Source organism: Larkinella bovis, assembly GCF_042655385.1.
In the GTDB taxonomy this organism is placed as follows: Bacteria; Bacteroidota; Bacteroidia; order Cytophagales; family Spirosomataceae; genus Larkinella; species Larkinella bovis.
Genome location: NZ_JBHSMA010000010.1, coordinates 70,090 through 95,565, shown reverse-complemented (window position 1 = coordinate 95,565; position 25,476 = coordinate 70,090). Strand labels below are relative to the sequence as shown.

Genomic DNA, 25,476 nt, shown 5'->3' with positions numbered 1-25,476 from the left:
GATTGGCCCGGAGAGCCTGGCCGGCCCACTCGCCTTCTTCACCGTATATTATTTCAGGTTTTTAAAAATTTTCAAAAAATAATTTCAACAAAGAGAGTATTGGGTAGCAGTTGCTGCATCTTTACCCCAAATCCACGATACGATGACGGCAAGCGGTTTTCAGGTTACAGCATCCGGCGGCTCACGTGGCGATTTCCCTGCCTTCCCTGGCCAATACCGTACACCGAAAACCGTATACCGATCCGAATAAACGACCAACCTAACTCATCAATCTCTGTGACAAAAAGACTGACGCCTATGCCGAAAGCTCATTACTGATCCTTCTCAGAGCCGGTAATGAGCCCCCATTATCGGTCCGTTGATTCCATGATTTTTACGCCCGTTTCGCTACATCCTTTGGGGATGGATTGGGAATCATTACGCCGAATTTTAACCGACAAAATCCGAATTATGTCAAAAACCGTACACTTTCAACCTGCCTTTCAGGCCCTCCTGCGCGTGGTTCTGTTTCAGGCCCTCCTTGCCATCTCGCTCATCTCACAGGCGCAAGCACGCGACGTGCGCGGCCCGAAAGTGCTCGAACAAAAAGTCAATCTGTCGCTGATCAATGTGGATGTGGAGAAGGCGCTCGACAAGATCGAAAAGGTGACGAAAGTCAAATTCATGTATAATCCCCAGATTTTCAGTGCGCAGAAATTTTCCTTCAAATTTCAGGAAGAAGCGCTGGCGGAAGTACTGGCGAAAATTCTGGCCCCCCACCGGGTGACCTACGAAGTGATTGAAAACCGTATCATCCTCAAACGCGCCCCCGCTGCGGTGGAAATCGTTCCGGCGGGTATGAAGGAAGCGCCCAAACGGACCATTACCGGAAAAGTATCGGACGAAGCCGGTGCCGGCATGCCGGGCGTGAGCGTACTGGTGAAGGGTACCCAGCGCGGAACGTCCTCGGACGCTGAAGGGAAATATTCGCTGGTGGTTCCGGATTCGGAAGCAGAAGCAGCCGTGCTGATTTTCAGCTTTGTAGGCTATGTTTCGCGGGAGGTAACGGTCGGCAACCAAAGTGTCGTTTCGGTGCAGATGGTGCCGGAAGCCAAATCGCTGAATGAGGTCGTGGTGACGGCGCTCGGTTTTTCCCGCGAGAAAAAGGCCCTGGCGTATTCGGTTTCGGAAGTGAAAGGAACGGAATTTACACAGGCCCGCGAAACCAACGTCGCCAACGCCCTGACCGGGAAAATCGCCGGGGTGAATGCCACCGGGATGGCCACTGGCCCCGGCGGTTCGAGCCGCATCATCATCCGGGGAAACGGTTCGCTCAACGGGAATAACCAACCATTATACGTCATCAACGGGATGCCGATGGACAACAGCATTCCCGGCGGAGGTACGGCAGCCGACGGCAACGGAATGAATGTGGACCGTGGCGACGGAATTGGCGGGATCAACCCCGACGACATCGAATCGATCAGCGTTCTGAAAGGCGGTCCGGCGGCTGCTTTGTACGGTGCGCGCGCTTCCAACGGGGTGATTCTGATCACGACCAAAAAAGGCCGGGGCCAGAAAGGTATCGGCGTGGAAATCAACAGCAACACAACCTTCGAAAACATCGCCGTGATTCCAAACTGGCAGTATGAATACGGACAGGGCGTGGATGGCAAAAAACCGACCACGGTGACCGAAGCCAAAAGCACGGGGCGGCTTTCCTACGGTGCGCGCATGGACGGCCAGCCGACGATCCAGGTCGATGGGCAACTGCACCCCTATTCGCCCCAGAAAGACAACCTCAAAAACTTCTACCGGACCGGCACCAACTACATCAATTCGGTGGCTTTCACGGGCGGAAACGAGTCGGTCAACTTCCGGCTGGGTCTGAACAACACGGCTTCCAACAGCATCGTGCCGAACTCGTCGTTCACCCGACGCATCGCCAACCTGAACCTGAACGCGTTTCTGGGCAAAAAACTAAGCATCGAGACGGTTTTCCAGTACAATCTGGAAGAAGGCAAAAACCGCCCCAAAGTGGGCTATGCTGACATGAACCCGCACTGGGCAACGTATCTGGTGGCCAACGTGGTCGATATCCGGAGTCTGTCGCCGGGTTACGATCCGGTCACGGGCAAAGAGATGGAATGGAACCCGGTTCCGGCCGCACCGAATCCGTATTTTGTGGTGAATAAGTTCAAAAACGACGACACCAAACACCGGTTTATCAGCCAGGGAAGCATCCGGTACGACCTTCTGGACAACCTGTACATCAAGGGAAGCGTGAGCCAGGATTACTACAGCTTCCAGTCGGAATACGTTCAGCCGACCAATAACGCCTACCAGCCGCTGGGAACCTATGACGCCCGCAAAGTGACCTCGTCGGAAACGAACGGCATGCTGACACTGAATTACAACGCGAATTTCTTCAGCGACAACCTGAGTTTTTCGGCCATGCTGGGGGGCAACGTGCAACGGGCCATTTACGACCAGACCCAGATCGCCGGTAGCGAATTTACGGTGCCTTACTTCTACAGCTACACCAACCTGGCCGCTTCAACCACGACACCGACGTACATGAAAAGCGCCATCAATTCGGTATTTGGCTCGGTAGACTTCGGGTACAAAAATGTGGCTTACCTAACGCTTTCGGGCCGCCAGGACTGGTTTTCGGTCCTGAATCCGAAGAGCAACAGCATTTTCTACCCGTCAGTGGGGGGGTCGTTCATCCTCTCGGACGCGATGCGGATGCCCAAAGCGGTCAGTTTTGCCAAATTACGGGCCTCCTGGGCGCAGGTGGGAGGGGCAACGGTCAACGCCTACCAGATTTATCAATATTACTCGATGCAGCAGGGTGGACATAACGGCCGGCCGGTGCAGGTCTTGTCGTCGTCGCAGGTGCCCAACCCCGACCTGAAACCGCTGACCTCCACGACGGCCGAAGCCGGGTTTGAAGCCAAATTCCTGAACAACCGGCTGGGGATCGACCTGACGCTCTACAACCGTAAAACCACGAATGATATTGTCACGACCAACATTGCAGTTTCGTCCGGGTATACGTCTGCCCTGTTGAACGTGGGTGAACTGAGCAACAAGGGAATCGAGTTGTTGCTGACCGGAACGCCGATTACCAAAAGCGGTTTTAGCTGGGATGTCAGCTACAACATGGCGTACAACAAGAGCAAAATCGAGCGGCTGGCCGACGGGCTGACCGGCATCGATGTGGGTTCGGGGGTCGGGGGCGGTCTGGTTCGGAACGTACTGGGCCGGCCGTACGGAACGGTTTGGGGCTATCGCAAGAAAACCGACGCCAGCGGTAACGTCGTGTACAACACCGCCAGTGGCTACGCCGTGCGGGGCGATCTGGAAGAAATCGGGCAGGGGACTCCGCCGTTGACGATGGGATTTACCAACAACTTCCGGTATAAAAACTTCTCGCTGAACGTGCTGATGGACGGTAAATTCGGCAGTATCGTGTATTCGAACCTGTATCAATACGCCTACCGCTTCGGTTTGCCGCAGGAAACGCTGCCGGGCCGCGAAACCGGGGTCACCGTGACGGGTGTCACGCCGGAAGGCAATCCGTTCACCAAAACCTGGAAAAAAGAAGACGTTGATACGTACTACGACAACGACAAGAACTACACCGCGATGTTCATGTTCAACAACGACTTCGTGAAGCTGCGGCAGGTCATTCTAAGCTATAACCTGCCCGTCGGCAAGCTGTCGTTCCTCAAACTCCAGGGTGCATCGGTTTCCCTGGTAGCCCGGAACCTGGCGATCCTGTACAAGGACAAGAAGAACCAGTATTTCGATCCGGAATCAGGGTATACCAGCACCAACGCCCAGGGGCTGGAAGCCTTTGGGGTGCCCAGAACCCGGAGCCTGGGGGTGAATTTAATGGTAAAATTCTAATCTGCTAACTATCGCACTATGAAGCGTCTGATTCAAAAAATATGCCTTGCCGCGCCGTTGTTCCTGCTCCTGTCGTCCTGCGACAAAGGGTTTGAGGAAATGAATGTAGACCCGAATAAATACGCCGAAGTAGTTCCCGAATACCTGTTCACCCGCGCCCTGCTCGACGGCGTCAGCACCAATTTCACGGGGGCGGCCTACCTGACCATCGGTCAATCGATGCAGCACTTTGCGACCTACAAGGAAGTACCAGCCGCCGGTGATAAATACTTCAACTACAGCTACTCGACCGGAAACTGGAATGCCTATGCCGGAACCGGTGCCGGGCAGGGAGCCATCATTTCCATTCGGCAGGTGATCGATAAGGTTTCGGTCAATCCGGCGGACGTGAACAAACTGGCGGCCGCCCGCATCTGGAAAGCCTACATCTTCCACCGTCTGACCGACCTGTACGGCGACATCCCGTATTTCGACGCCGGAAAAGCGCTTTCGGACAAAAATTACGGTCCAAAATACGATACCCAGCAGGCGATTTACGCCGATCTGCTGAAAGAACTGGACGAATCGATCAAAGCCTTAGATGCGGCCAAACCCACGTTCGGAACCGCCGATCTGATGTACGGGGGCGATGTAACCAAATGGAAGAAATTCGCCTATTCGCTGATGCTGCGGCTGGGTATGCGCCTGACGCAGGTGGATGCCGCCCTGGCCAAAACCTGGGTCGAGAAAGCCGTCGCCGGGGGCGTTATCCTGGACGATGCCGACCGCGCCGTAATTGCCTACGTAGACGGTTCGCAAACCGCCAGCCGGAACTTCATCGCCAACGGTTTACTGAGTACCGACTACATTACACCCGGTGGCGACAATGTGGAAGGGGGCAAGTTTGCCAAAACGTTCATTGATTACCTGAAGACCACCAAAGACCCGCGTCTGAATGTGATTTCGATCGTCTGGACATCGACCGACGGCAAAACCTTTACGGCGGATACGACCACGGCCCTGCAAAGCGGAATGCCCAATGCGGCCTACAACAACCTGCCCGCCAACTTCAACACCTTCTCGGAACCCAACCCCAATACGCTGCTGAAATACAGTGCGCCCCTGATCGTGCTGGGCAATGCCGAGATAAACCTGCTGCTGGCCGAAGCGTCCGTACGCGGCTGGGCCAGCGGAACCACCGCTGCCGCGGCTTACGCCAACGCCGTCAAAGCCGGGATGCGGCAATGGGCGCTGTTCGGAACGGGCGGGGTGATTTCCGAAGCGAAAATAAACGCGTACCTGGCCCAGAATCCGTACAAAACCGCCGGAACCGTTGCCGAACAGATGGAGCAGATTCAAACGCAGAAGTGGGTATCCCTGTTTCTGGAGGACGAATACGAGATCTTCGCCAACTGGCGCCGGACGGGTTACCCGGTTTTGACCCCGACGAATTACCCCGGCAACCTGACGGGCGGCAAAATTCCGACCCGGTTTGTCATTCCGGATTCCGAGGAAACCTACAACAAAACCAACTTCCTCGAAGCGCGCACCCGGCAGGGTGGCACCAACACGCTTTCCAGCGTAGTCTGGTGGGATAAATAAAAATGACTGTTCGAGACTAAAAACAAAAAAGCACCGGGAGTTCCTGGTGCTTTTTTTGGTTACGGATGACCGATGCGGCCTCTACGGCTCATCGATGCTTAAAGTGGCTGGAGCACCAGATTCTTCCAGCGCACTTTGATACCGCCCCCGTCGTGGATTTGCAGGGCTACGCCCCCTTCACCCTTGCCGATTTTCTCGTCTTTTAAATCCACCATGGGCTTACCGTTGAGCCAGGTCTGGACGCGGTCGCCCTCGGCCCGGATGCGCAGTTTATTCCATTCACCCGGTTTCAGGATGGTTTCTTTTTCGTCCGGAATCTGGACCAGCCAGCCCCGGCCGTAGGATTCATAAATACCGCCGGTATCGTGGTTCGGGGGGGCCACTTCAACCTGCCAGCCGCTTACTTTCGTACCGTCCACCGTTGAGCGGATGAACACGCCACTGTTGCCGTTGGCTTCTTGTTTGAATTCCAGCGAGAGGTCAAAATTCTTGTAGAACTGTTCGGTTCCCAGGTAGCCGTAGCCTTTGTCCGGGCCGCTTTCGCAAACCAGTTCGCCGTTCTCAACGTACCATTTTTCGGTGCCGTAGATTTTCCAGCCTGTCAGGTCTTTCCCGTTGAATAACTTGATTTTTTTGGCCGGGGCCATAAAGCCGACCATCACGGTAACCAGGAGAACCAACACCAGCAATTTTTCTTTCATGGGTTATCAAAAAAGTAAGTTTAACAAAGGATTTGATAGTTTTGTAAAGTAGTTGTAACCGGTTCTCGCTGTTCAATAAATGCCCGACCCGGTTCGTTTTGAAAAGTGCCGGCATAAAGATAGCATGCCGAAACGTCTGTCCGAACGAATTTAGATACTTAATCTTTTTCCATTACTTGCTTTTACATGAAAACAATACGCTTTTCTCCGCTCCGATCCCGTATTCACCTGCTGGCCGTTTTAGTGACACTGTTTACAGGAATGACCAGTTGTGACAAAGAGGACGACAACGCACCCGCCCAACCCAAAACCGTCGCCGACTACATTGTAGAAAACGACGATTTTACAATTCTGGAAGCGGCCATCCGGCAAGCGGGTCAGCTCGACGCCTTCAAAAACCCGAACCTGACGGTTTTCGCGCCGAACGATGCGGCATTTAAGGCCTCCGGTATCGCCGACGCGACGGCGCTTTCCATAATGACGAAAGAGCAGTTAACCGCCATCCTGCAATACCATGTCCTGAAAGCCGCCGTGGCGTCGTCCGGTTTTCCGATGGAAAACAACAAACCCGTTCAGACATCCCTGAGCATCAACAACCAGGCGGTGGTGGCCTATGTCACCAACGGCCCGGCCGGTTTGTTTATTAACGGTGCCAAAGTGATTACGCCCGATGTGCAGGCCGCCAACGGCGTCATTCACGTCATTGATCACTTTCTGCTACCGCCCCTGTCGGGTGGGAGTGGTGGCGGCACGTTGGTCGGGGTGGTGGCGGCTGACACCAGTTTGTCGCTGCTCGGAACGGCGGCCCTGCGGGTGGCTGCCGTCAACCCAACGCTGGCCGGGGTCCTGACGGGTACCCAGCCCTATACGACTTTTGCGCCAACGAATAGCGCCTTCCGGGCGTTGAAACTGAGTACCCCCGATACCATCAATAAAGTGCCCGTCAACACCCTGACCGCCCTGTTGTCCAATCACGTGGTGGCCGGACGGCTTTATTCGAACAACCTGGCTACCGGTAACCTCACGGCCTATAGCACCGGAAAACTCGCCGTAAATGTCAGCGGCAGCGCCGTCACCGTCAAAAGCAGTGGCCTCATGACCCCCGCAATTGTCACCCGGGCGAACATTACCGCCACCAACGGCGTTGTTCACAAGATCGACAGGGTGTTACTATAAGGCTCTATGCTTCCGAAAATTCTGCTGGGCCTTCTGCTTTTTGTTGTCGTTGCTTTCGCCATTATTCTGACGATTGGGTACCTGATTTCCGCACCCCGTTACCAGGGGCCGGTCTCCGACCATTTTGACGGCAAGCAGTTTTATAATTACAACGGCGTAAAAGCCAAAGGGCTTGGTGAAGCACTGCAGTGGATGCTGTCCGGCCGGGATAAAAAACCGTGGCCTCCTTTCCGCAACCTGCCGCCCGGTCCGCCCCCGCCCGCCCGTGTTGCCGGCTCGCAACTACGCGTGACGTTTGTCAACCATTCGACGGTTTTGCTGCAATTCGACAGCCTGAACGTGCTGACCGACCCGGTCTGGTACAATCGCACCAGCCCCTACCAGTGGATTGGGCCCGAACGCAACCGCCCGCCCGGCATCCGGTTTGACGATGTGCCCAAAATTGACATTCTGCTCATCAGCCACAACCACTGGGATCACCTCGACATCAAAACCGTCCGGCAACTTTGCCAGCGGGACCAGCCAAAAATATACTGCCCGCTGGGCGTAAAAGTCTTCCTGGAAGCCCAGGGGTGCCGGAATGTGACCGAAATGGACTGGCACGGATCACTGGCCTACAATACGGGCACCACGATTCACTGCGTTCCGGCGCAACACTTCTCTGGACGCGGTATGTTCGACCGCGACGCGACGCTCTGGTGCGGTTTTATTGTCGACAATAAAACCGCCGGAAAATTGTATTTTGTGGGGGATACGGGCTACGGCTCGTTTTTCCGAAAAACCGGCGAGCACTACGGACCAATGCGGCTTTCCCTGATTCCGATTGGCGCGTTTCAACCTACCTGGTTCATGTCGCCCATCCACTGCTCCCCCGCCGAAGCCGTTCAGATTCACAAGGATATTCAGTCGCAGCAGAGCGTAGCGATTCACTACGGCACGTTCCCGCTGGCCGACGACAGCCTGCCGGAACCCGTGGAGGAATTACAGCAGGCTCTCCGCAACCACCCGCAACTCACCGAAAAATTTTGGACAATTCCGGAAGGGGAAGGACGATTTGTTCCGTAATTTTGTAACCAATTGCAACGGTTTTTCCCAGGCCGGGGTCCTTGGTTGTAGGTATCACTTTATCAATTCTTTTCTTTTTATAGCGAGTATGAAGTTCAAACAGTTGAGTATCCTGATTGCAGTGCTGCTGGTTGTCGGTCTGGCATCCTGCACAAAATTTGACGATCCGAGCGCGGGCAAGGCGGCAGAAAACATCCAGCAGATTAAAGATTACCTGACTGCCAACCAGTTGCAGGACAAAGTCCAGTCCTCTTTATCCGGTTTATATTATATTTTGGGGAATACTTCTACCTCGCAGAAGAAAGCAACGGCGGGTGAGGAGCTGGAATTCACCTACGAAATATATTATATCAACCCGAGCGGGCAGGCCGTTCTGGTGGACAGTACGAACAAAACAAAATCCGCCTATATTCCTTTTCTTTCGGGCGTGGTTATTCCGGGGCTGGAAGAGGGTTTATTGCTGATGCGGGAAGGCCAGAGCGCCGATTTCTTTATTCCCTCCAACATTGGTTTTGGGAACGATACCCGTAACGGCAAAATGCCGGAATATAGCCCGGTCATTTTCAAGGTTAAATTGATCCGCTCCCGCACCGAAGCCGAGCAGATTGATGATTACGTGCAGATCAAGAACCTTCCGGCCTTAACCACCACAACGACCGGCGGTACCCGGGTCTACCACATCACCAAAGGAACGGGAGCAACCATAACCTCCGGAGAAACCGTTACGGTAGCCTATACGGCTAACACGCTCCGTGGGAAGGAGCCTTTTGACAAAGGCGATGCGCTGACGTTTAAAACCGGTTCCAGCCAGTACATTACGGGGTTTGACGAAGGAATCCGGTCCCTCCGGGTGGGTGACAAAGCGATTCTGGTATTTCCTTCGTCAGCGGGCTATGGCTCGCAAGGCAGTTTTGATCAGAATAAACAATATTACGTTGTCCCTCCGTACACGCCACTGGCGTTTGAAGTAACGGTCAAATCAAAACAGTAAGGTGATGGTTTTGGGATTCGGTGGTTTGCGCAGAAGGGAACGACGCATCAGCCACCGAATCCCCAAAACCGCCTACTCCTTCCTCCCTTCCACCGCCAGCAGGTATAATTGCATCGATTCGCCGGTGGTGACAATCCATTGATCATATTCTGTAATAGCCTGCAGCCGGTCTTCTTCGGTTATAAAACCGTCTTTTACCAACTGCGGACCGCGAATCTCGCCCACTTCCGACCAGATGCGGCTGGCTACGGCAAACCCCGGTTCTCCTTTCCGGCTCACTTCCAGCTGCGGTTCCACCGTTACCGACTCCAGTCCCAGTTGCTTAAATAAGGCTTTTAAATGGTCGGCGATGGCATTGTCGAAACCGGCCTCCTGCCGCCAGTGCAAAAATGCGCCGTAAAACCGCTGCATCGAAACCGGCGGCCCAAGCTTCCATTCGATTTTTTCGTGGTTATAATCCAGCACGGCCAGCCAACCGCCCGGTTTTACGAGGTTTTTCATCCGGGCCAGCGCGTCCTCCGGACGATTCAGCCATTGCAGCACCCGGGCGCAGGTGACAATATCGAAGCGTTCTTCCGTCTCAAACTGGTAAATATCTGCCTGCTGAAACGCCAGTTGGGGGAAATCGACCGCGTGTTGCCGGGCCTCAGCAATCAGTTTTTCGCCCGGATCGATGCCCAGCACGCGGCCCTGAGGCCCCACCCGCTCGGCAATGCCCCGCGTAATGGCCCCCGACCCACAGCCCACGTCCAGGACTGAAATACCGGCTCGCAGGTGTTTCAACAGATTGCGGTTGCTGTTCTCAACCGTTCGGCGATCCAGAATCGGATTGGCAACCTGGGGCATGGCGGCCCGGGTGGTGGCGGTTTCGTTTGACATAGGGTCGAAAATACAGATAAGCCATCAGACCTTCCACTGGGACAAAGAAAATACAATGTTTTATTTGATTACTCCAATAAAACTCCCTATCTTCATCCTACACCATTCCCTGACACGCTCATGAAAAAGCTTCTTATTTTCAGCGTCGTTCTGGTTGGCCTGCACCTGCCCGCCTGGGGACAGGATGATCAAGTGGCCATCAAAAACCTTCTCTACAACGAAACGGTGGGTTTTTTTAAACGGGATAAGGCAAAATGGGCCGATTGCTGGGCGCATACGCCGTATATTTCTTTCGCAGCCAATCTGTACGGTGGTGATTTTACCCTGATCAAAGGGTGGGACAATATGGAAAAGCAATTCCGGAATCAGTTCAAAACCGGTCGGCCGGCGGATCAGGTAACGGTAAAAAACGCCAATTACACGATCCACCAGAACGGCAACATGGCTTTTGTCTGGTACGATCAGACGCTGCTGGACAGCCACGGCAAAACCGATTCGAAAGAATCGCGCGTGGTGGAAAAGATCGGCGGAAAGTGGAAAATCATCCACGTCACAGCCCTCACGAATCTGAGTCAATTAACGCAATCGGCCAATAACCCCTAAAAACGAGTCTGCAAAACTTCCGGATGGATAGCGGTGTTATACCGGTGCCGGTGTCTCTTTTGCCCGGCCCTTCGCCATGAACAACGCAGCAAGCGGTCCAAAAACCGAGTCATTCCACGACATCATCCGGGGCGACAAGCCCGTACTGGTCGATTTTTACGCCGACTGGTGCGGGCCTTGTAAAATGCTGGCTCCGACCCTGAAACAACTCGCCGAACGAACCGGCGACAAACTTCGCATCATCAAGGTCGACGTCGATAAAAGCCGCTGGGCGTCCGGCACGTACCAGATCCAGAGCGTTCCGACGATGATTCTCTTCCATAAGGGCAAAATCGTCTGGCGGCAGTCCGGGGTGCTTCCGCTTCAGAAACTGGAAGCGATGGTGCGCCCGGTGATCGGCTGATCTACCCCAGCTAACGTTCGGGGGTACGTTCCCGGCGAAACGTAACGGCAATTCCGGCCAGAATAACCAGCCCGCCGATGATCATCTGGAGGGTAATTTGTTCGTCGATCAGCAGCCAGGCTAAAAAACCGGTCACGATGGCCTGGCTGAGCAAACTCAGCGAAACCCGCTGCGCATCAATGGATTGCAGGGCATGGCTCACCGAAAACCACCCCAGCAGCTGGCAAACCAGCGCCTGCACGATCAGCGAGCCCCAAATCCTCGGTTCGAAGCCCCAGAGTGGTTCGCCCAGCACCAGGCAAACGCCCAGTAAATACACACTCGAGATGGTCATGCTGCACGTCATGAAAGCCAGAACCGGTATTTTCGTTAAGACCGTTCGACTGACCACGATGTAGCCGGCGTAAAACAAACCGGATAAAACGGCCAGAAAAAACCCTTTATCGAACCGCAGTTTTAAAAACGTCTCGGCGCCCATCAGCAGCACCAGCCCCACCATCGCCAGCACCGTTCCGAACCAGAAATACCGGTTCGGTTTTTCGGCCGCAAACAGCAGCGTACCGATACCGACCCAGATCGGCGACAGGTTGGTCAGCAAACTGGCCTGTGTCGCCGAGGTGTAGTGAATCGACAGGTTCCAGACCGCAATGTCGGAGGCAAAAAAAAGGGCGCAGACCGTGATCGGTTTCCAGTACCGCCATACCGCCGGATCCCATTTTCGGCGCAGGATGACATACGGCCAGATCAGAACGGCGGCCAGGCTCAGGCGGTAAAAGGCATCACTGATCCCGGAAATCGGTGTCGATCGAACCAAAACCGGGAAAATACTGATGCACAGAATACCAATAACAAGACTGAAACGGGCCGACATGGAGGTAATCGAGACGAATGCGGAAGGCCAAAGGTACTGACCGAAGTCTGTTCTGCCAACGCTGCCAGTCCTGAAAACCGTTCGGAAAGCCGTAAAAACCGCCCCTCAACCGTTCTCAGTGCGTTATCAGAACAGGATGATGACGGCTGGCTTATCCGCAAATTCAGTCGGGACATTTGTCTGGTAAACCGGATCGGTTTACTCCGCGCCCGGGAAAGCGCTTTAAAGAAGGCCCTGATCATGGTTTTTTCGCGGAATACGTTTCCAGAACGCTTTTGAAGGCCGTATAGGAAGCCGGCGTGTCATTGACATCCGCGTATAGGTCCTCGTGCAGTTTCATGATTTTCCGCAACGATTCGCCCTGTTTCGTCTGGTGGCCGGGGTTAGCGCCCCGCTCCAGCAAAAGCCGGCCAATGTCCCATAACTGTTCCTCGGCCGCGTACATCAGGGGCGAATAGCCATCCCGGACCGCGTAGCCCGTATTAAAAGCCAGCGTGTTCGGGTCCGCGCCATGATCGAGCAGGAGTTTGACCTTTTCCAGCCGTTCCTCGCCGTAGCTCATCACATGAAACAGAATCGGGCTGGACTCCGGCGGTTTGACGTTCGGGTCCGCACCTTTTTCCAGAAACCAGGCCAGCAAAGCCGCCGAGCCGTCGCGGCAAGCCAGGAAATGGGTCGGTTTGTGGTTGGGATCGCTTCCCTGCAGGGTCGCTCCTTTTTCCATCAGCATTTCCAGGCACCGCAAACTGGCTGGTGATGTCCGGCTCTGGGTGGTGTGATAAGCCGCAAAATCGAGCAGGGTGGTCAACTCCTTGCCACATTCGTTCAGGTTCGGAACCGGTTTTTGCAGTACGATCCGGAGCCGAACCGTGTCGGCCCGACTGATGGCAGCCGCCATTTCCTGCCGGTTTTTGTCCTCAAAAAACAGCGAACCATTGGCCCGGGCTGCTTCCGTCCGCTCATACTGCCGGGAAACCCAATAGTTGCTGATCAAATTGTAGAGCCCCATCAGGAGGGGCAGCAAGCCCACCACCAGCACCGCCAGCCTGGCGAACCGGTACGGGAGAACGTTGAGGACAATCAATACCACCAGGACAATGACGCCAAGGAACACAAAACCGGCTTCCAGGCTCCGCCCGGCCGCGTCGTTGCCGGAACGGTTTCCATTCAGGACTGTATACAGAATCAGAAGTCCGTATACACCAATCAGGACCCAGTTGGCAATGGTGATCGTTTTCATGCCCCAAAATTGGCCAGACCAACGGCCGAAAACCACCGGAAACCAATAACAGGCCGGATTGAGTCAACCGGTAACGCTGGGAAACCACGCCCTACCAAAACCGGGCGGTCGCATTCGCTCATTTTCCTGGATAAATTATTACCCGACTTGTCATTTTTGCTTAAACTTAAAGTAACTTAGGTATCTGAATGCCAGTGAGTTTTTACGTTCCGGCCTTTATATGGAAAACCGCTCGTTATGAAACGCTCTCTCACGCTCCTGCTGGTCCTCCTGGCGATGGCTGCCCGGGCCAATTCCATCCTGATTCCGATGGATGATCGCCAGAAAAACCATCTCAAATCATACGGTATTGCTTACTTTGTGCTGAAAGCGGGTCTGGAAGTCGACTGGCTGCTGAATTACCGGGGCGGCAGTTTCCTGATCAAGCATAGCTCCACGGTCGAAACCGAATGCCGGGTTCGCGGAATTTCGTTCGAGATCATCTCAGATGCCGAAGCCAACACCATCCAGCAGCAGATTGCCGATCCCGATCTGAATATGGCGTCGGTGAAACTGGTTTCGGCGGCCAAAATTGTCGTCTATTCGCCGATCAAGGTCAGTCCGTCGGAGTTTGAGAATACGGATGCGGTTTTGCTGGTGCTGAAATACGCCGAAATTCCGTTTGAGGTCGTGTACGACGAAGAAATCCTGAACGGTGAACTGGTGAAATACGACTGGCTCCACCTCCACCACGAAGATTTTACGGGCCAGTACGGCCGCAACACGCGCCGGATGTCGACGGAAGATATCAAAGCCCAGGAAGACATCGCCCGCAAATTCAATTTCCCGAAAGTGTCGCAGATGAAGCTGGCGGTGGCCAAGAAAATCCGGGATTTCTGCGCCGGGGGCGGGTATCTGTTTGCGATGTGTTCGGGGGCCGAAACCTTCGACATTGCGCTGGCGGCCGAGGGAGTCGATATTGTCGGCAGCATCTACGATGGCGACGGGATCGATCCGAACGCCCAGTCGAAGCTCGATTTCAGCAAAACCGTGGCCTTTCAAAACTTCACGCTGGAACTCGACAACGGCTACGGCGGCATGGCCTTTTCCGACATCAACAGTACCGCCGGGCGTTTCGGGGGTTGGGACCAGCCCTCGGGCTATTTCAGCCTGTTTAACTTTTCGGCCAAGTGGGACATGATTCCGGCCATGCTGGTTCAGAACCACGAATCGAACATCAAGGAATTTCACGGCCAGACGACGGCTTTCCGAAAAAGCACCGTCAAACCCAATGTCCTGGTCATGGGCACCAGCCCGTCGTCCGACCGGTACATTTACGGGGAATGCGGCCGGGGGCAGTGGACGTTTTACGGTGGCCACGATCCGGAAGGCACGCGGGGTGGTGGCTGGAAAATGGCCACCGACCTGAACCTGCACCCCAACTCACCCGGTTATCGTCTGATCCTCAACAATGTTCTCTTCCCATCGGCCAAGAAGAAAAAACGAAAAACCTGACCATCCGGTTTTTCAGGCCCGCGTCTGGCGCTGAATGGCGGCCTGTTGCAGGGCGTTTTTCAGTTCTTCGATTACGATGGGTTTGGCGATGTAATCGTTCATGCCGGCCCGTAGACACTCGTCGCGGTCGTCGGCCATGGCGTTGGCCGTCATGGCGATGATGATCGGTTGTTGTTCGGCATGTTTCCGAATCCAGACCGTGGCTTCGAGCCCGTTCATTTCCGGCATTTGCACGTCCATCAGAATGACTTCGTAAAACCGGCGCTGCACCAGTTCCAGCACTTCGACACCGTTCTGCGCCAAATGCGGCTGGTACCCCAGTTTTGTAAGCAGATTGAGGGCCAGTTTCTGGTTGGCCGGGTAATCCTCCGCAACCAGAATCTGCAACGGATATTCCTGTGAAAACGTCGCCGACAGCGCGTGGTGTACGGTTTTAGTAGCTACCCGATGCGGTTCTGGGCTCTGTTTCAGGTGTTTCTGCACGAGATCGAATAGCTGCTGCTGCCTGACCGGTTTTGTCAACACCGCCGAGAAAAGGTCGGGATACGACTTGCGGGTTTCTTCTCCGATGGAACTCAGGAGAAGAATCGGCACCGTCAGATTCCGGCTGCGAATGGCCCGCGCCAGTTGCACCCCGTTCATTTCCGGCATCTGCATGTCGGTTACCACCAACTGAAACGGTTCTTCCTGCGTCAGCAGCGCCAGCGCCTGTTTTCCCGACGAAGCCGCGACAACGGCTAATTTCCACTGTTCGAGGTGCGATTTCAGGATCGTCAGGTTGGTGGGATTATCGTCGACGAGCAGCACCCGCTTGCCGTCGTTCTCGCCGGTATTGAAAAAAATGTACTGCCGCTGCGCCTGCTGGCTGATGGGGCACCGAATGGTAAAAGTAAAGGTCGTGCCCTGCCCTAGCTGACTGTCGACCCAAATCGCTCCGCCCATCAGTTTCACCAGACGTTCGCTGATCGCCAGCCCCAGACCGGTGCCGCCGTAGCGCCGGGTCATGGACGAATCGACCTGCGAAAACGCCTTGAAAAGCCGTTGCAGTTTGTCTTCGGGAATACCGATGCCCGTGTCGCGCACCCGGAAAACCAGCTCCAGTTCCTGCTCACTGAGCTTGCGCTGAACGCCGATGCTGACAAATACCTCGCCCCGCTCGGTAAATTTAATGGCATTGCCGACGAGGTTGATCAGAATCTGCCGGAGCCGGAGCGCGTCGCCGATGATCTGCGTCGGCACCTGGTGTTCAATTTCGTATACCAGATCCAGCCCCATGTCGGCGGCTTTGCTGGCAAACAAATCCAGCACATCTTCGATGCAGTGCCGCAGATCGACATCCTGCAACTCCAGTTCCAAACTCCCCGATTCGATCTTCGAGAAATCGAGAATATCGTTGATGACCCCCAGCAGGTTAGTGCCACACTGGTGAATCGTATCGACGTATTCGTGCTGTTCTTCCGACAGTTCGGTTTCCTGCAACAGATACGTCATGCCCAGCACCCCGTTCATGGGCGTCCGGATTTCGTGGCTCATCGTAGCCAGAAATACGCTTTTGGCCTGATTGGCCTTTTCGGCGTCTTCCCGCGCCCGTTTTTCCTGAACCCGCTGCTCGTGGATTTCTTCCACCAGCGTCTGCAAGTGCTCCGACTGCGCCTGCAATTCTCCTTTCTGGTAACGCACTTCCGCCGTTCGTTCGCCCACCTCCTTTTCCAGTGCGGCTTTCTGCGCCTGAATCGTTTTGACCCGGTACCGGTAAAGCCCATACGCGCCCAGCAACAGCAGTAACACCCCGGCGGTTCGGAACCACCAGGTTTTCCAGAACGGCGGGGTAATAATAATGCTGAGGGCGGTTCCCTGCTCGTTCCAGACGCCATCGTTGTTCGACGCTTTGACGCGGAACATGTATTCACCCGGGTCCAGGTTGGTGTAGGTCGCGGTCCGGACGTTGCCCACGTAATGCCAGTCGTGGTCAAATCCCTGGAGTTGGTAGGCGTACTGGTTTTTTTCGGGCAACGAATAATTCAGGGCCGCAAACTTCAGCGTAAAAACCGACTGCCAGTACGCCAGCGTCAGTTCCGTGGTTTCGGTAATACTTTTCCGAAGGGGTGAATCCGGCGCTCCAATCACGACCGATTTGTTGAAAAGCTGAAAATCGGTGATGAAAACCGGCGGTTTGGCAGCATTATCGCGCAGGCTATCGGGGTAAAAACGGTTCATCCCGTTGGTGCCGCCGAAGAAAATCTCGCCCTGGCGTCCGACAAAAACCGCCCGCCGGTTGAATGAATTGCCCTGCAAACCGTCGCTGATGCCGTAAGTACGGACAGCCCTGGTGCGGACATTGAACTTACAAACCCCTTTGTTCGTACTGATCCAGAGGTTTTTGTGGCTATCTTCGGCAATGCCCTGAATCACCTCGTTCGGCAGGCCATCCTGCTGCCGGTAGGTCCGAAACAACCCGGTTTTGGGGTCGAACTGGTTCAGTCCGCTGTCGGTACCAATCCACAAGGTGCCGCCGGTATCTTCGTAAACACTATTGACAAAATTGTTGCTCAGGCTACCGGGTTGGTTCCGGTTGTAGCGATACACACTAAACGTACCGCTCCGGGCGTCAAACCGGTTTAAACCACCCCCTTCCGTCCCTACCCAGAGCGTGCCCCGGCGGTCGCAGTACAGCGAACGAATGAGGCCGTGGCTGAGGCTCCCGGCCCGTTCCGGGTTTGGCCGGAAATGCGTAAACGTCCCGGTTTTCTTCTCATACCGGCTCACGCCCGTGCCCAGCGTGCCCAGCCAGAGGTTGCCATCGCGGTCTTCCGTAATCGCGCAGATGCTCTCATGGCTAATGCCGTCGGGGCCGCCGGTTTTCGGAAAATTAATGAACCCATTCGTATTCTTCCGCCTTACACTCAGGCCGCCTTTGTAGTTTCCGGTCCAGAGGTTGTGGTCCTGGTCCTCGTAGACACACATGACAAAGTCGCTGCCGATGCTGTGCGGATCGCTGGCTTGGTGGAAGAACCACGTAAACCGGTTTGTTTTCTGATCCAGCCGGTTCAGGCCACCGCCATCGGTTCCCAGCCAGAGGAATCCTTCATGATCTTCCCAAATCGACAGTACATTGTTGTTACTCAAGCTGTTGTCGCTGTACCGATCCCGTTCGTACAATTCAAATTTCCGGGGTTCGCGGTCGTAAAAATTGATCCCACCGCTGTAAGTGCCCACCCACATATCGCCTTTCCGGTCGCGGCAGAGGGAATAAATCGAGCCGTTGTTCAGCCCTTCCGGGTTGGTTTCGCTGTACGGGCAGCGCGTTACTGTACTGAGATTCCGGCTGATGATGCTGATCCCGCCGTTGCGGGTGCCCACCCACAGATTGCCTCCGCTGTCTTCTTCGAGCGAAATAACGTCATTATGACCGATGGTATTGGCATTCTTCGGGTTGTACTGGAAACGGGTAAAGGTTTTCTGATCGGGATTCAGCAGGTTCAAACCGCCCCCTTCGGTCGCTACCCAGATGCGCTTCTGCGTATCCTCCAGAAGCGCCATAACATTATTGTGACTCAGCGAGTGCGGGTCCGCCGGATTTGTTATAAAATGCCGGAATGTCTGGGTCGTCGCGTCAAATTCGTCCAGTCCCCCTTCAGTCGCCACCCAGATATGGCCGTCGGTATCCACCAGCAGATCGTTGACAAAATCATTGCCCAAACTCCCGGGCCGGGCGGGGTCGTGGGTAAAATGCGTGAACGTCTGGCGAACCGGATCGAAGCGGTTGACCCCCCCGCCAAATGTCCCGACCCACAAATAGCCCTGCTGGTCTTGCCGAATGGTCGTCACCTGGTTATGGCTCAGGCCTCTCTGCTTGTCGGCCGTGCGCTGAAAAGTCGTAAAACCATTCGTCTCCCGGTCAAAGAGATTCAGTCCACCGTCTTCGGTGCCCACCCACAGGCGCCCCTGCCGGTCTTCGTACAAGGCCCGGATAAAACTATGACTGATACTGGCTGGGTTCTTCGGATCGTTCCGGTACACCGTAAACGTATAGCCATCATACCGGTTTAAACCATCCTGCGTGCCAAACCACATAAAGCCCTGCCGACCCTGCAAAATACAGGTAACATTGTTTTGCGAAAGACCATCGTTGGTCGTAATATGTTTAAACCGGATGGGGAATGCCTGAGCGATAAATAACAGGAAAGACAACGGGAACACTAATAAAAAAAAACGTAAGCATTTCATCATAAACCTGTTGATCTATATAAAGAAAAATAAAATTATCTATATTTTTTATAATTATGTCTGATAATACGGATAATTCGCAACAAAAACCGTGCGTAAAAACTTAACAACGCGATAAGGGACGCGCCGGATGTCTCATCCGGTTTTGTGGAGACCGAATTGTGTTACTTATCGTTTTTTTTCGCCGGCTTATCTATCCAGACCACCCGGTTATTGATTCTGGCTATTCCTACAACCGATAGGCCCTTACCTTGGGGCTATGGAACGGTTTCTTACATTACTGATTGCCAGCCTGTGTGCGGCCCCGCTGTATTTCTTTCTGTTTTCCGGCATAGTCTTTTCGATGAACAAAGGCCTTTCCGGCGATAGCGGTATGGCCGTGGCCTACTTCGGTACCTGGGGTGGTTTTCTGGCGGCTTTTGTCGGTTTTTGGCTGACCTGGTTGCTGGCGCAGCGGTTGCTGGCCGACCATTTCCTGCGCTACCTCCAGCTTTTTGATGGCGTTGCGCTCATCGGCTGGCTGGTGACCTACCTGATCTGGTCGGCCGACGAACCGTATGTGCTTCAGTATGCCGACCACCGGGCGGTGCTCGACGTGGAAGCGCGCGTACCGAAAGCATTTCTGAACGGGCAAGCCATCGACTCCGCGCTGGGCTTTCAGTTCATCGGGCAGGATTTCGAGTCCAGGCTTCCGATGCCGGTTCGGGAAGAAGGCGGTTTTGTGATTCTGCCCTGGCAGACCACGCCTTACGAAATTAACAAATGGCGAATGCGCGTCTTCGTCTACAATGAACCCGTTGACTATCAACTGGATTTACCCAAACACCCGCAGGAGTCAACGGCCTGGTCGGGCTGGATCACACCGTCCGCCGGGCAGCAGTCTGAACCGCTGCCCGCACGGATGGCGCAGAATTTTACGCTTCGATACCGGTTCCGGCTGGTACCTCACGGTTCGCCGGACTAAACAGCAGTTACTGGCCGGACTGGTTCATCAGGTTGTAGATTTCCCGAATGCTTTCCAGTTTCTTCTGGAAATCGATTTTCAGATCGATCAATTTGCCGGTCCGGATATCGAATACCCACCCGTGTACTATCAGGCCCCGGTCGCGGGAGGCTTCCTGAACGGCTGCGGTTTTGATCAGGTTGACACACTGCTCTTCGACGTTCAGTTCAACCAGCCGGTCGTAGCGAGCGTCGAGGTCCTGAATGGCATTTAATTCGTCCTTGTGCAGCCGGTACACATCACGGATGTTGCGTAACCACGGATTCAGAATGCCCAGATCGACCGACTGCATGGCCGCTTTCACCCCCCCGCAGTTATAATGCCCGCAGACCACCACGTGATTGACTTTCAGGTGCCGGATGGCGTAATTGATCACCGACATGACATTCAGGTCGATGTTGTTGACGAGGTTGGCGATGTTCCGGTGAACAAATACCTCGCCCGGCTGAACCCCCATCAACTCCTCGGCGGTCACCCGGCTGTCGGAGCACCCAACGTACAGGATTTCAGGCGATTGCCCTTTTGCCAAATCATGAAAATAATCCTCGTTAATCGCCAGTTTTTCGGCAATCCACTTCTCGTTGTTGCGAAATACACTCTCAATCTGCATCGGATAGGATATTAAAGTAAACGTTAAAAAAACCGGCAATCCGGCTAAGCAAATTCTAATAAGTTCTTAAACCGCTTCTAAGCAAAGCCCGGTTTCTTTGCCTTCACGGTTGAATTCAGGACGAATTCAGCAACACCGGCAGGGCGGTTTCGGTCCGGTCGGTTCAAATAGCGCGTTTTTAGGTTTGTCTAACAACCCGATAACCACCGAATTTGTTATTCGGTGGTTATTTTGTTACCAGATTTTTAGAAATAATCCCAGTACGATCAACCAGTACCGGAAAAACGCGATCTGATTCTTGAGGGAAGATAAGGCCTTATAGAGAAGATTGGCCACTGACTGGCGGTTGATTTCCATTAATTCCGCAATTTGTTCATTTTCCAGCCCTTTGTAAAACTTCAGAAAAACGACTTCCTGTTGCCGTTTGGGGAGCGAATCAATGGCTTCGCGGATTTTGCGCTGGCTTTCCAGATCGGTTTCGTTGCGCTCAATCGTATTCTCAACCGTCTCCCAGTCAGATAGTTGACTAATCTCCTGAACCGACACGGCATGCCTGTTCCGACGAAACTCCTGAAGCAACTGATTCCGGAGCGATTTAAACAGGTAAATGGAAACGTACTGGATCGAAATGACCTGCCGCTTCTCCCAGATGTTGATGAAAATTTCCTGAATTGAGTCCTTGATGAACTCGCGGTCCGTTGTAAAACTGGTCGCGTAGCTGAACAGGGATCGGTACTGCGATTCCGCCAACTGACAAAAAGCCAGCTTGTCTCCGGCTTTTGAGCGTTGCCAGAGTTCCAGTAAGTAGCTGTTTTCTTCGATGACGCGGTTGCGCTGATCCAAAGTTGCCGGTATTATCAGGAGGTAAAATAACAGCAATAATTCTTATTACATAACTAAAAAACCGTCAGTTTGCGATTTATACAAGTAAAAACTGTTTAAATCCCAGATTAGCCGAATAAAATTTGCAGAAGCAGGCTGACGGGATTCGGTTTACAGTTGCTGGTTTACGGTATGCGGTAGCTGGCGCCTATACCATCTACACCAGCCACCCTAAACCGAATCCCCTAAACCGCCCCCTTTCACTGCCGAAACTCGATGCTGTTCAGTTTCAGGATCGAATCGTTCGGTTTGGTGGGTTTGATGGCGAAGAAGTAGACATCGTGCCGCCCCGAAACCGGTTTTTCAACCGTACCCGTTATTTCTTTCAGCGTATTGCCGTTGCCCGTTGGTTGATAAGGTGTCGTGCTGATGATCGGCCCGGCCTGCGAATCAATGCGCACCTGAATCTCGCCCGCGTGCTCCGACGATGCGTACTCGTAGACGAATTGGCTGATGTTGGTCAGGTCGATGTTTTTCAGCAAGATATACGCCTTGTGGCCGCCCTGCGACAGGTTTTTACCAAACCGGTTGAAGCCGGGATGGGCGTCGGCATAAATGGCCAGTACCTTCGCAGGTCGCAGGGTGACGGCTTCCGTGGCGGTGAGTGGCCCCACCACCGGCCCGCCTTTGTCGGTATAGGAAGCCAGGAGGGTGTATTGCCCGTTCGGTTCGTCTTTCTGATGGTCCTTCAGCGTCAGTGAGCCTTGCAACGGTACGGTTTTCGGCGCGCGCGGTTTGTCGGTCAGCGAAAAAATGTAGCGGACCATTTCCTGCGCATCGGTCATCGGAATTTGCGGGTGCGCGCTCATCACATGCACGGTTCCCCAGTTGCCGCCCCCGCCCTTGATAATCTTGGCCGCCAGCTTGTCGGGAGCATCGGGCTGGCTTTTATACCGTTGCGCCACGGCCAGCAGCGACGGCCCCACCGATACTTTATCGATCGTGTGACAGGCTTTGCAGTCGCTGGCATCCATCAGGATTTTGCCCGGCGGGTTACTGACCAGCACCGAAGTCGGTGACTTGGGCGCATTTGGATCAAGCATACTCGGCTGCGGATTATAGCTATACGACACCCGGATTCGCTTCGGGTCAATTGTACCGTCCTCACGGTCCTGCACCTTCACGGCATACGCAAACGGTTTTCCTTCCCAGTAAAACGACTTATTCTGCGGACTGGCAATGGCCACCGCCGGTTTGGCATTACCGACTTTCACGATGACGGTATCGCGCCCCACCAGCCCCGCCCGATCGGTTACGTTCAGAATAGCTCTATAAATACCGGGTTTCGTGTAGGTGTGACTGGCATTCAACGTAGTGGCGCCTACCTTTTTCCCATCGAACAGCCACTGGTAGGTCACTTCATTGTCGTCATCGAGGTCACGGCTTCCCCGGCCACTGAACATCACCCGCAACGGAGCCGGGCCAGCCGATTCCCGCAAAATCGGGAAATTCCGGCGTTCGGAGGTCAGAAAAACCGTACGGTCCAGGCGATTTTCGATCACCGTGTCCTGTACACTGGCCTGCGCAATGGGCGCCCGGTTGCCGGTATTGTATTCAATTTTGACCAGTCGCGCATCTTCGTTATCCGCCCCATAAACCGAACCGTATTCCAGCATATACATCACCCCATCGGTTCCGAAACTGAGGTCAATAGGCCGCCGGAAGTCGCCGTTGCCGGGCATGAAGGGTTCGCTGCGGACGTAGTTTTCGTTTTCATCGAACGTCAGCGCCAGCACCCAGTTGCGCATCCAGTCGAACACAAACAGCTTGCCGTCGTAATACTCCGGAAACTTGCTCGTCGAAGTCGAATTCCGGTTAAAGGTGTAAAATGCCCCCGCCATGGCACTGCGCCCCCCCTGACCGAGTTCCGGAAACTCTTCCGATGCCGCGTACGGATACCAGATCATGGCGGGGGTGGCCGGGGGCAACTGGTTCAACCCCGTATTGTTCGGCGAATAGTTCACGGGTGCTTGGGGATCGAATTTTGGTCCGGCGGTTTTGGTCGCAAAGTCCCATTTTACGTACGCATAATTGTTCCCGACAAAATAAGGCCAGCCGAAATTTCCGGCTTTTTTCGCCTGATTAAATTCGTCGTAGCCGCGCGGCCCCTGCACCCCATCCTTGCCCGCATCCGGCCCGATTTCGCCCCAGTATACCGTCGAGGTTTTCGGGTTAACCGCAATCCGATACGGGTTTCGGCACCCCATCACGTAAATTTCCGGTCGGGTTTTTCCGGTTTCTTTCGGAAACAAATTGCCGCCGGGAATCGTGTAACTACCATCCGGTTCGGGATGAATCCGGAGTACTTTCCCTTTCAGATCGTTCGTGTTTGCCGACGAGCGCTGCGCATCCAGGCTGTAAAATTCTTTCCCGGGGCGTTCATCCATCGGCGAATAGCCGTCGGACGGAAACGGGCTGGAACTGTCGCCGGTCGATAAATACAAATTCCCGTCCTTGTCCCAGGCCAGCGAACCGCCGTGGTGCGCCCCGCTGATTTTCTCAACCGGCACTTTCAGCAACACTTTCTCCGATGCCAGGTCCAGCGTATTATTGGCCCGAACGGTAAACCGCGAGAGTTGGAAATTGATCGGTTCTTCCGTCTGACCACCCGGCGCATAGTATACGAAAAGGTGCCCGTTTCTGGCGAAGTTCGGATCCACTGTCACGCCGATCAGGCCCGTACCACCGGCATTGGTGATCGGAAAAGCGTGGACCAGCGAGTGCTTCCGGGTTTTGGTATCGTAGACCGACAGATTGCCCTGAAGTTCGGTGAAGAACACCCGGCCGTCGGGCGTGACGGCCAGTTCCATCGGCGAAGCGAGGTCGTTGACCAGTACGGTTTTGACGAAGCGGTTGGGTTCCGGCGTCACTTTCGCGTAGGCTTTTTTATAATCGAGCGGTTTGGCGTCGCCGATGGCGTACTGGATGCCGCCCAGCAAATGCGTCAGAAACAGCGGTTCGCTGAAACTTTCGTCGGTATGGCCGTTGCCCGTGTAAAAGGCCCGCCCGCCGTCAAATTCGTGGTACCAGCTAATGGGGTGATTGGCCCCGTTGGTACCGCCCTCATAGCTACTTTCGTCCAGATAGGCCAGCGGTTTAATGCCGGTATAAAACGAGCGGTAATTGTACCACTCGTCGGTGCGTTCCCAGCGATCCGGCAAGTGCCGGGTCGCGCCGTGATTTTTGTCGGTTACCTCAACGGTGGCTTTCCGGACGTTCGGATTGTGTGGGTGACTGGCAAAATGCGCCCCCATCAGTTTGGCATACCAGGGCCAGTCGTATTCCGTATCGGCAGCCGCGTGAATCCCGACGTAGCCGCCCCCGGCCTGGATGTAACGCTCAAAAGCCGCCTGCTGCTCGCCGTTCAGGACGTTGCCGGTGGTGTTATTAAAAATTACGGCCGCGTATTTCTTCAGGTTTTCGTCCGTAAACAACGCGCCATTTTTGGTTGTATCCACCAAAAAATTATGCTCCTGTCCCAGCTTCTGAAGGGCCGCAATGCCAAACGGAATCGAGGTGTGCTTCCAGCCTTTGGTTTTCGAAAACACCAGCACGCGCACCGGATCGGCCACGCGAACGGTCAGGCTGGTCGACAGCAGAACGATGACGCCGAACAGGAAAAGGGAACTGATGCGTAGTGGGAATGACATAACGCAAGGGGAAGAGATTGGTTAGCACTATTTACTCTGGAGGGAGTATACACCTATAAAAATAATGACATTTTTTCGACAAAAGTGAAAACACCTCGCAAATTACGCCCAACAAGCATGGATTCGGTTTTGGTGAGTCTTCGAATCACGGTCGGCGCGATATCTTTCGCGGTAGTTTTACCGGTGCAACCAAGCCCTAGGCGATA

The 25,476-nt window shown here is 54.3% G+C and carries 17 protein-coding genes; 9 read left to right on the top strand and 8 right to left on the bottom strand.

From position 1 onward, the window contains the following. The first annotated feature begins 450 nt into the window (after positions 1-450). A complete protein-coding gene (locus ACFPMF_RS22515; RefSeq protein ID WP_379849309.1) occupies positions 451-3,894 on the top strand; it encodes a SusC/RagA family TonB-linked outer membrane protein in 3,444 nt (1,147 codons plus the stop codon). A gap of 18 nt (positions 3,895-3,912) precedes the next feature. Then, positions 3,913-5,475, top strand: a complete 1,563-nt coding sequence (locus tag ACFPMF_RS22510; protein WP_379849307.1) for a SusD/RagB family nutrient-binding outer membrane lipoprotein — start codon at positions 3,913-3,915, stop codon at positions 5,473-5,475. A 98-nt stretch (positions 5,476-5,573) separates the two neighbouring features. Here ACFPMF_RS22510 and ACFPMF_RS22505 read toward each other — a convergent pair whose 3' ends face one another. Beyond that, positions 5,574-6,134 (bottom strand): 3-keto-disaccharide hydrolase, encoded by a 561-nt coding sequence (locus ACFPMF_RS22505; protein ID WP_379849449.1) that lies wholly within the window; start codon positions 6,132-6,134, stop codon positions 5,574-5,576. A 228-nt stretch (positions 6,135-6,362) separates the two neighbouring features. Here ACFPMF_RS22505 and ACFPMF_RS22500 point away from each other — a divergent pair, with 228 nt between their 5' ends. The 3 genes from ACFPMF_RS22500 (at position 6,363) to ACFPMF_RS22490 (ending at position 9,408) form a co-directional block, all read left to right on the top strand. After that, positions 6,363-7,352 (top strand): fasciclin domain-containing protein, encoded by a 990-nt coding sequence (locus tag ACFPMF_RS22500; protein ID WP_379849305.1) that lies wholly within the window; start codon positions 6,363-6,365, stop codon positions 7,350-7,352. Positions 7,353-7,358: 6 nt separating this feature from the next. Further along, positions 7,359-8,417: an MBL fold metallo-hydrolase gene (locus tag ACFPMF_RS22495; protein ID WP_379849303.1), complete on the top strand. Its 1,059-nt coding sequence runs from the start codon at positions 7,359-7,361 to the stop codon at positions 8,415-8,417. An 88-nt stretch (positions 8,418-8,505) separates the two neighbouring features. Continuing rightward, positions 8,506-9,408: an FKBP-type peptidyl-prolyl cis-trans isomerase gene (locus tag ACFPMF_RS22490; RefSeq protein ID WP_379849301.1), complete on the top strand. Its 903-nt coding sequence runs from the start codon at positions 8,506-8,508 to the stop codon at positions 9,406-9,408. Between the two features lie 72 nt (positions 9,409-9,480). Here ACFPMF_RS22490 and ACFPMF_RS22485 read toward each other — a convergent pair whose 3' ends face one another. Then, positions 9,481-10,287 (bottom strand): class I SAM-dependent methyltransferase, encoded by an 807-nt coding sequence (locus ACFPMF_RS22485; RefSeq protein ID WP_379849299.1) that lies wholly within the window; start codon positions 10,285-10,287, stop codon positions 9,481-9,483. Positions 10,288-10,407: 120 nt separating this feature from the next. Between ACFPMF_RS22485 and ACFPMF_RS22480 the strand changes: the two genes are divergently transcribed. Both ACFPMF_RS22480 and trxA read left to right on the top strand, forming a co-directional pair. Further along, complete coding sequence (locus ACFPMF_RS22480; RefSeq protein WP_379849297.1) at positions 10,408-10,890, top strand: Cif family virulence factor; 483 nt, start codon at positions 10,408-10,410, stop codon at positions 10,888-10,890. Between the two features lie 76 nt (positions 10,891-10,966). Further along, a complete protein-coding gene (gene trxA, locus ACFPMF_RS22475) occupies positions 10,967-11,293 on the top strand; it encodes a thioredoxin (protein ID WP_379849295.1) in 327 nt (108 codons plus the stop codon). A 10-nt stretch (positions 11,294-11,303) separates the two neighbouring features. Here trxA and ACFPMF_RS22470 read toward each other — a convergent pair whose 3' ends face one another. Further along, positions 11,304-12,164 carry a DMT family transporter gene (locus ACFPMF_RS22470; RefSeq protein WP_379849293.1) on the bottom strand — a complete coding sequence of 287 codons (861 nt, stop codon included), beginning with the start codon at positions 12,162-12,164 and terminating at the stop codon, positions 11,304-11,306. 238 nt (positions 12,165-12,402) lie between these two features. Continuing rightward, a complete protein-coding gene (locus ACFPMF_RS22465; RefSeq protein ID WP_379849291.1) occupies positions 12,403-13,404 on the bottom strand; it encodes an ankyrin repeat domain-containing protein in 1,002 nt (333 codons plus the stop codon). Positions 13,405-13,641: 237 nt separating this feature from the next. Here ACFPMF_RS22465 and ACFPMF_RS22460 point away from each other — a divergent pair, with 237 nt between their 5' ends. After that, positions 13,642-14,898 (top strand): asparagine synthetase B, encoded by a 1,257-nt coding sequence (locus ACFPMF_RS22460; protein ID WP_379849289.1) that lies wholly within the window; start codon positions 13,642-13,644, stop codon positions 14,896-14,898. Between the two features lie 12 nt (positions 14,899-14,910). On the opposite strand, the gene ACFPMF_RS22455 is transcribed toward ACFPMF_RS22460, so the two are convergent. Continuing rightward, positions 14,911-19,098, bottom strand: coding sequence for a two-component regulator propeller domain-containing protein (locus tag ACFPMF_RS22455; RefSeq protein WP_379849287.1), 4,188 nt, complete (start codon positions 19,096-19,098; stop codon positions 14,911-14,913). Between the two features lie 286 nt (positions 19,099-19,384). Here ACFPMF_RS22455 and ACFPMF_RS22450 point away from each other — a divergent pair, with 286 nt between their 5' ends. Then, positions 19,385-20,089 (top strand): hypothetical protein, encoded by a 705-nt coding sequence (locus tag ACFPMF_RS22450; protein ID WP_379849285.1) that lies wholly within the window; start codon positions 19,385-19,387, stop codon positions 20,087-20,089. Positions 20,090-20,096: 7 nt separating this feature from the next. Here ACFPMF_RS22450 and ACFPMF_RS22445 read toward each other — a convergent pair whose 3' ends face one another. From ACFPMF_RS22445 to ACFPMF_RS22435, 3 genes are all read right to left on the bottom strand, one after another. Then, positions 20,097-20,738, bottom strand: coding sequence for a carbonic anhydrase (locus ACFPMF_RS22445; RefSeq protein ID WP_379849283.1), 642 nt, complete (start codon positions 20,736-20,738; stop codon positions 20,097-20,099). Positions 20,739-20,972: 234 nt separating this feature from the next. Beyond that, a complete protein-coding gene (locus ACFPMF_RS22440) occupies positions 20,973-21,581 on the bottom strand; it encodes an RNA polymerase sigma factor (protein ID WP_379849281.1) in 609 nt (202 codons plus the stop codon). A 239-nt stretch (positions 21,582-21,820) separates the two neighbouring features. Further along, positions 21,821-25,270, bottom strand: coding sequence for a ThuA domain-containing protein (locus ACFPMF_RS22435; RefSeq protein WP_379849279.1), 3,450 nt, complete (start codon positions 25,268-25,270; stop codon positions 21,821-21,823). Positions 25,271-25,476 lie beyond the last annotated feature (206 nt).

Bases quoted from the DNA above. Each gene is read 5' to 3' on its own strand.
- ACFPMF_RS22435 (WP_379849279.1), bottom strand. From the start codon at position 25,270: ATGTCATTCCCACTACGCATCAGTTCCCTTTTCCTGTTCGGCGTCATC.
- ACFPMF_RS22510 (WP_379849307.1), top strand. From the start codon at position 3,913: ATGAAGCGTCTGATTCAAAAAATATGCCTTGCCGCGCCGTTGTTCCTG.
- ACFPMF_RS22445 (WP_379849283.1), bottom strand. From the start codon at position 20,738: ATGCAGATTGAGAGTGTATTTCGCAACAACGAGAAGTGGATTGCCGAA.
- ACFPMF_RS22450 (WP_379849285.1), top strand. From the start codon at position 19,385: ATGGAACGGTTTCTTACATTACTGATTGCCAGCCTGTGTGCGGCCCCG.
- ACFPMF_RS22490 (WP_379849301.1), top strand. From the start codon at position 8,506: ATGAAGTTCAAACAGTTGAGTATCCTGATTGCAGTGCTGCTGGTTGTC.
- ACFPMF_RS22470 (WP_379849293.1), bottom strand. From the start codon at position 12,164: ATGTCGGCCCGTTTCAGTCTTGTTATTGGTATTCTGTGCATCAGTATT.
- ACFPMF_RS22515 (WP_379849309.1), top strand. From the start codon at position 451: ATGTCAAAAACCGTACACTTTCAACCTGCCTTTCAGGCCCTCCTGCGC.
- ACFPMF_RS22500 (WP_379849305.1), top strand. From the start codon at position 6,363: ATGAAAACAATACGCTTTTCTCCGCTCCGATCCCGTATTCACCTGCTG.
- ACFPMF_RS22485 (WP_379849299.1), bottom strand. From the start codon at position 10,287: ATGTCAAACGAAACCGCCACCACCCGGGCCGCCATGCCCCAGGTTGCC.
- ACFPMF_RS22505 (WP_379849449.1), bottom strand. From the start codon at position 6,134: ATGGTCGGCTTTATGGCCCCGGCCAAAAAAATCAAGTTATTCAACGGG.
- trxA (WP_379849295.1), top strand. From the start codon at position 10,967: ATGAACAACGCAGCAAGCGGTCCAAAAACCGAGTCATTCCACGACATC.
- ACFPMF_RS22465 (WP_379849291.1), bottom strand. From the start codon at position 13,404: ATGAAAACGATCACCATTGCCAACTGGGTCCTGATTGGTGTATACGGA.
- ACFPMF_RS22460 (WP_379849289.1), top strand. From the start codon at position 13,642: ATGAAACGCTCTCTCACGCTCCTGCTGGTCCTCCTGGCGATGGCTGCC.
- ACFPMF_RS22495 (WP_379849303.1), top strand. From the start codon at position 7,359: ATGCTTCCGAAAATTCTGCTGGGCCTTCTGCTTTTTGTTGTCGTTGCT.
- ACFPMF_RS22480 (WP_379849297.1), top strand. From the start codon at position 10,408: ATGAAAAAGCTTCTTATTTTCAGCGTCGTTCTGGTTGGCCTGCACCTG.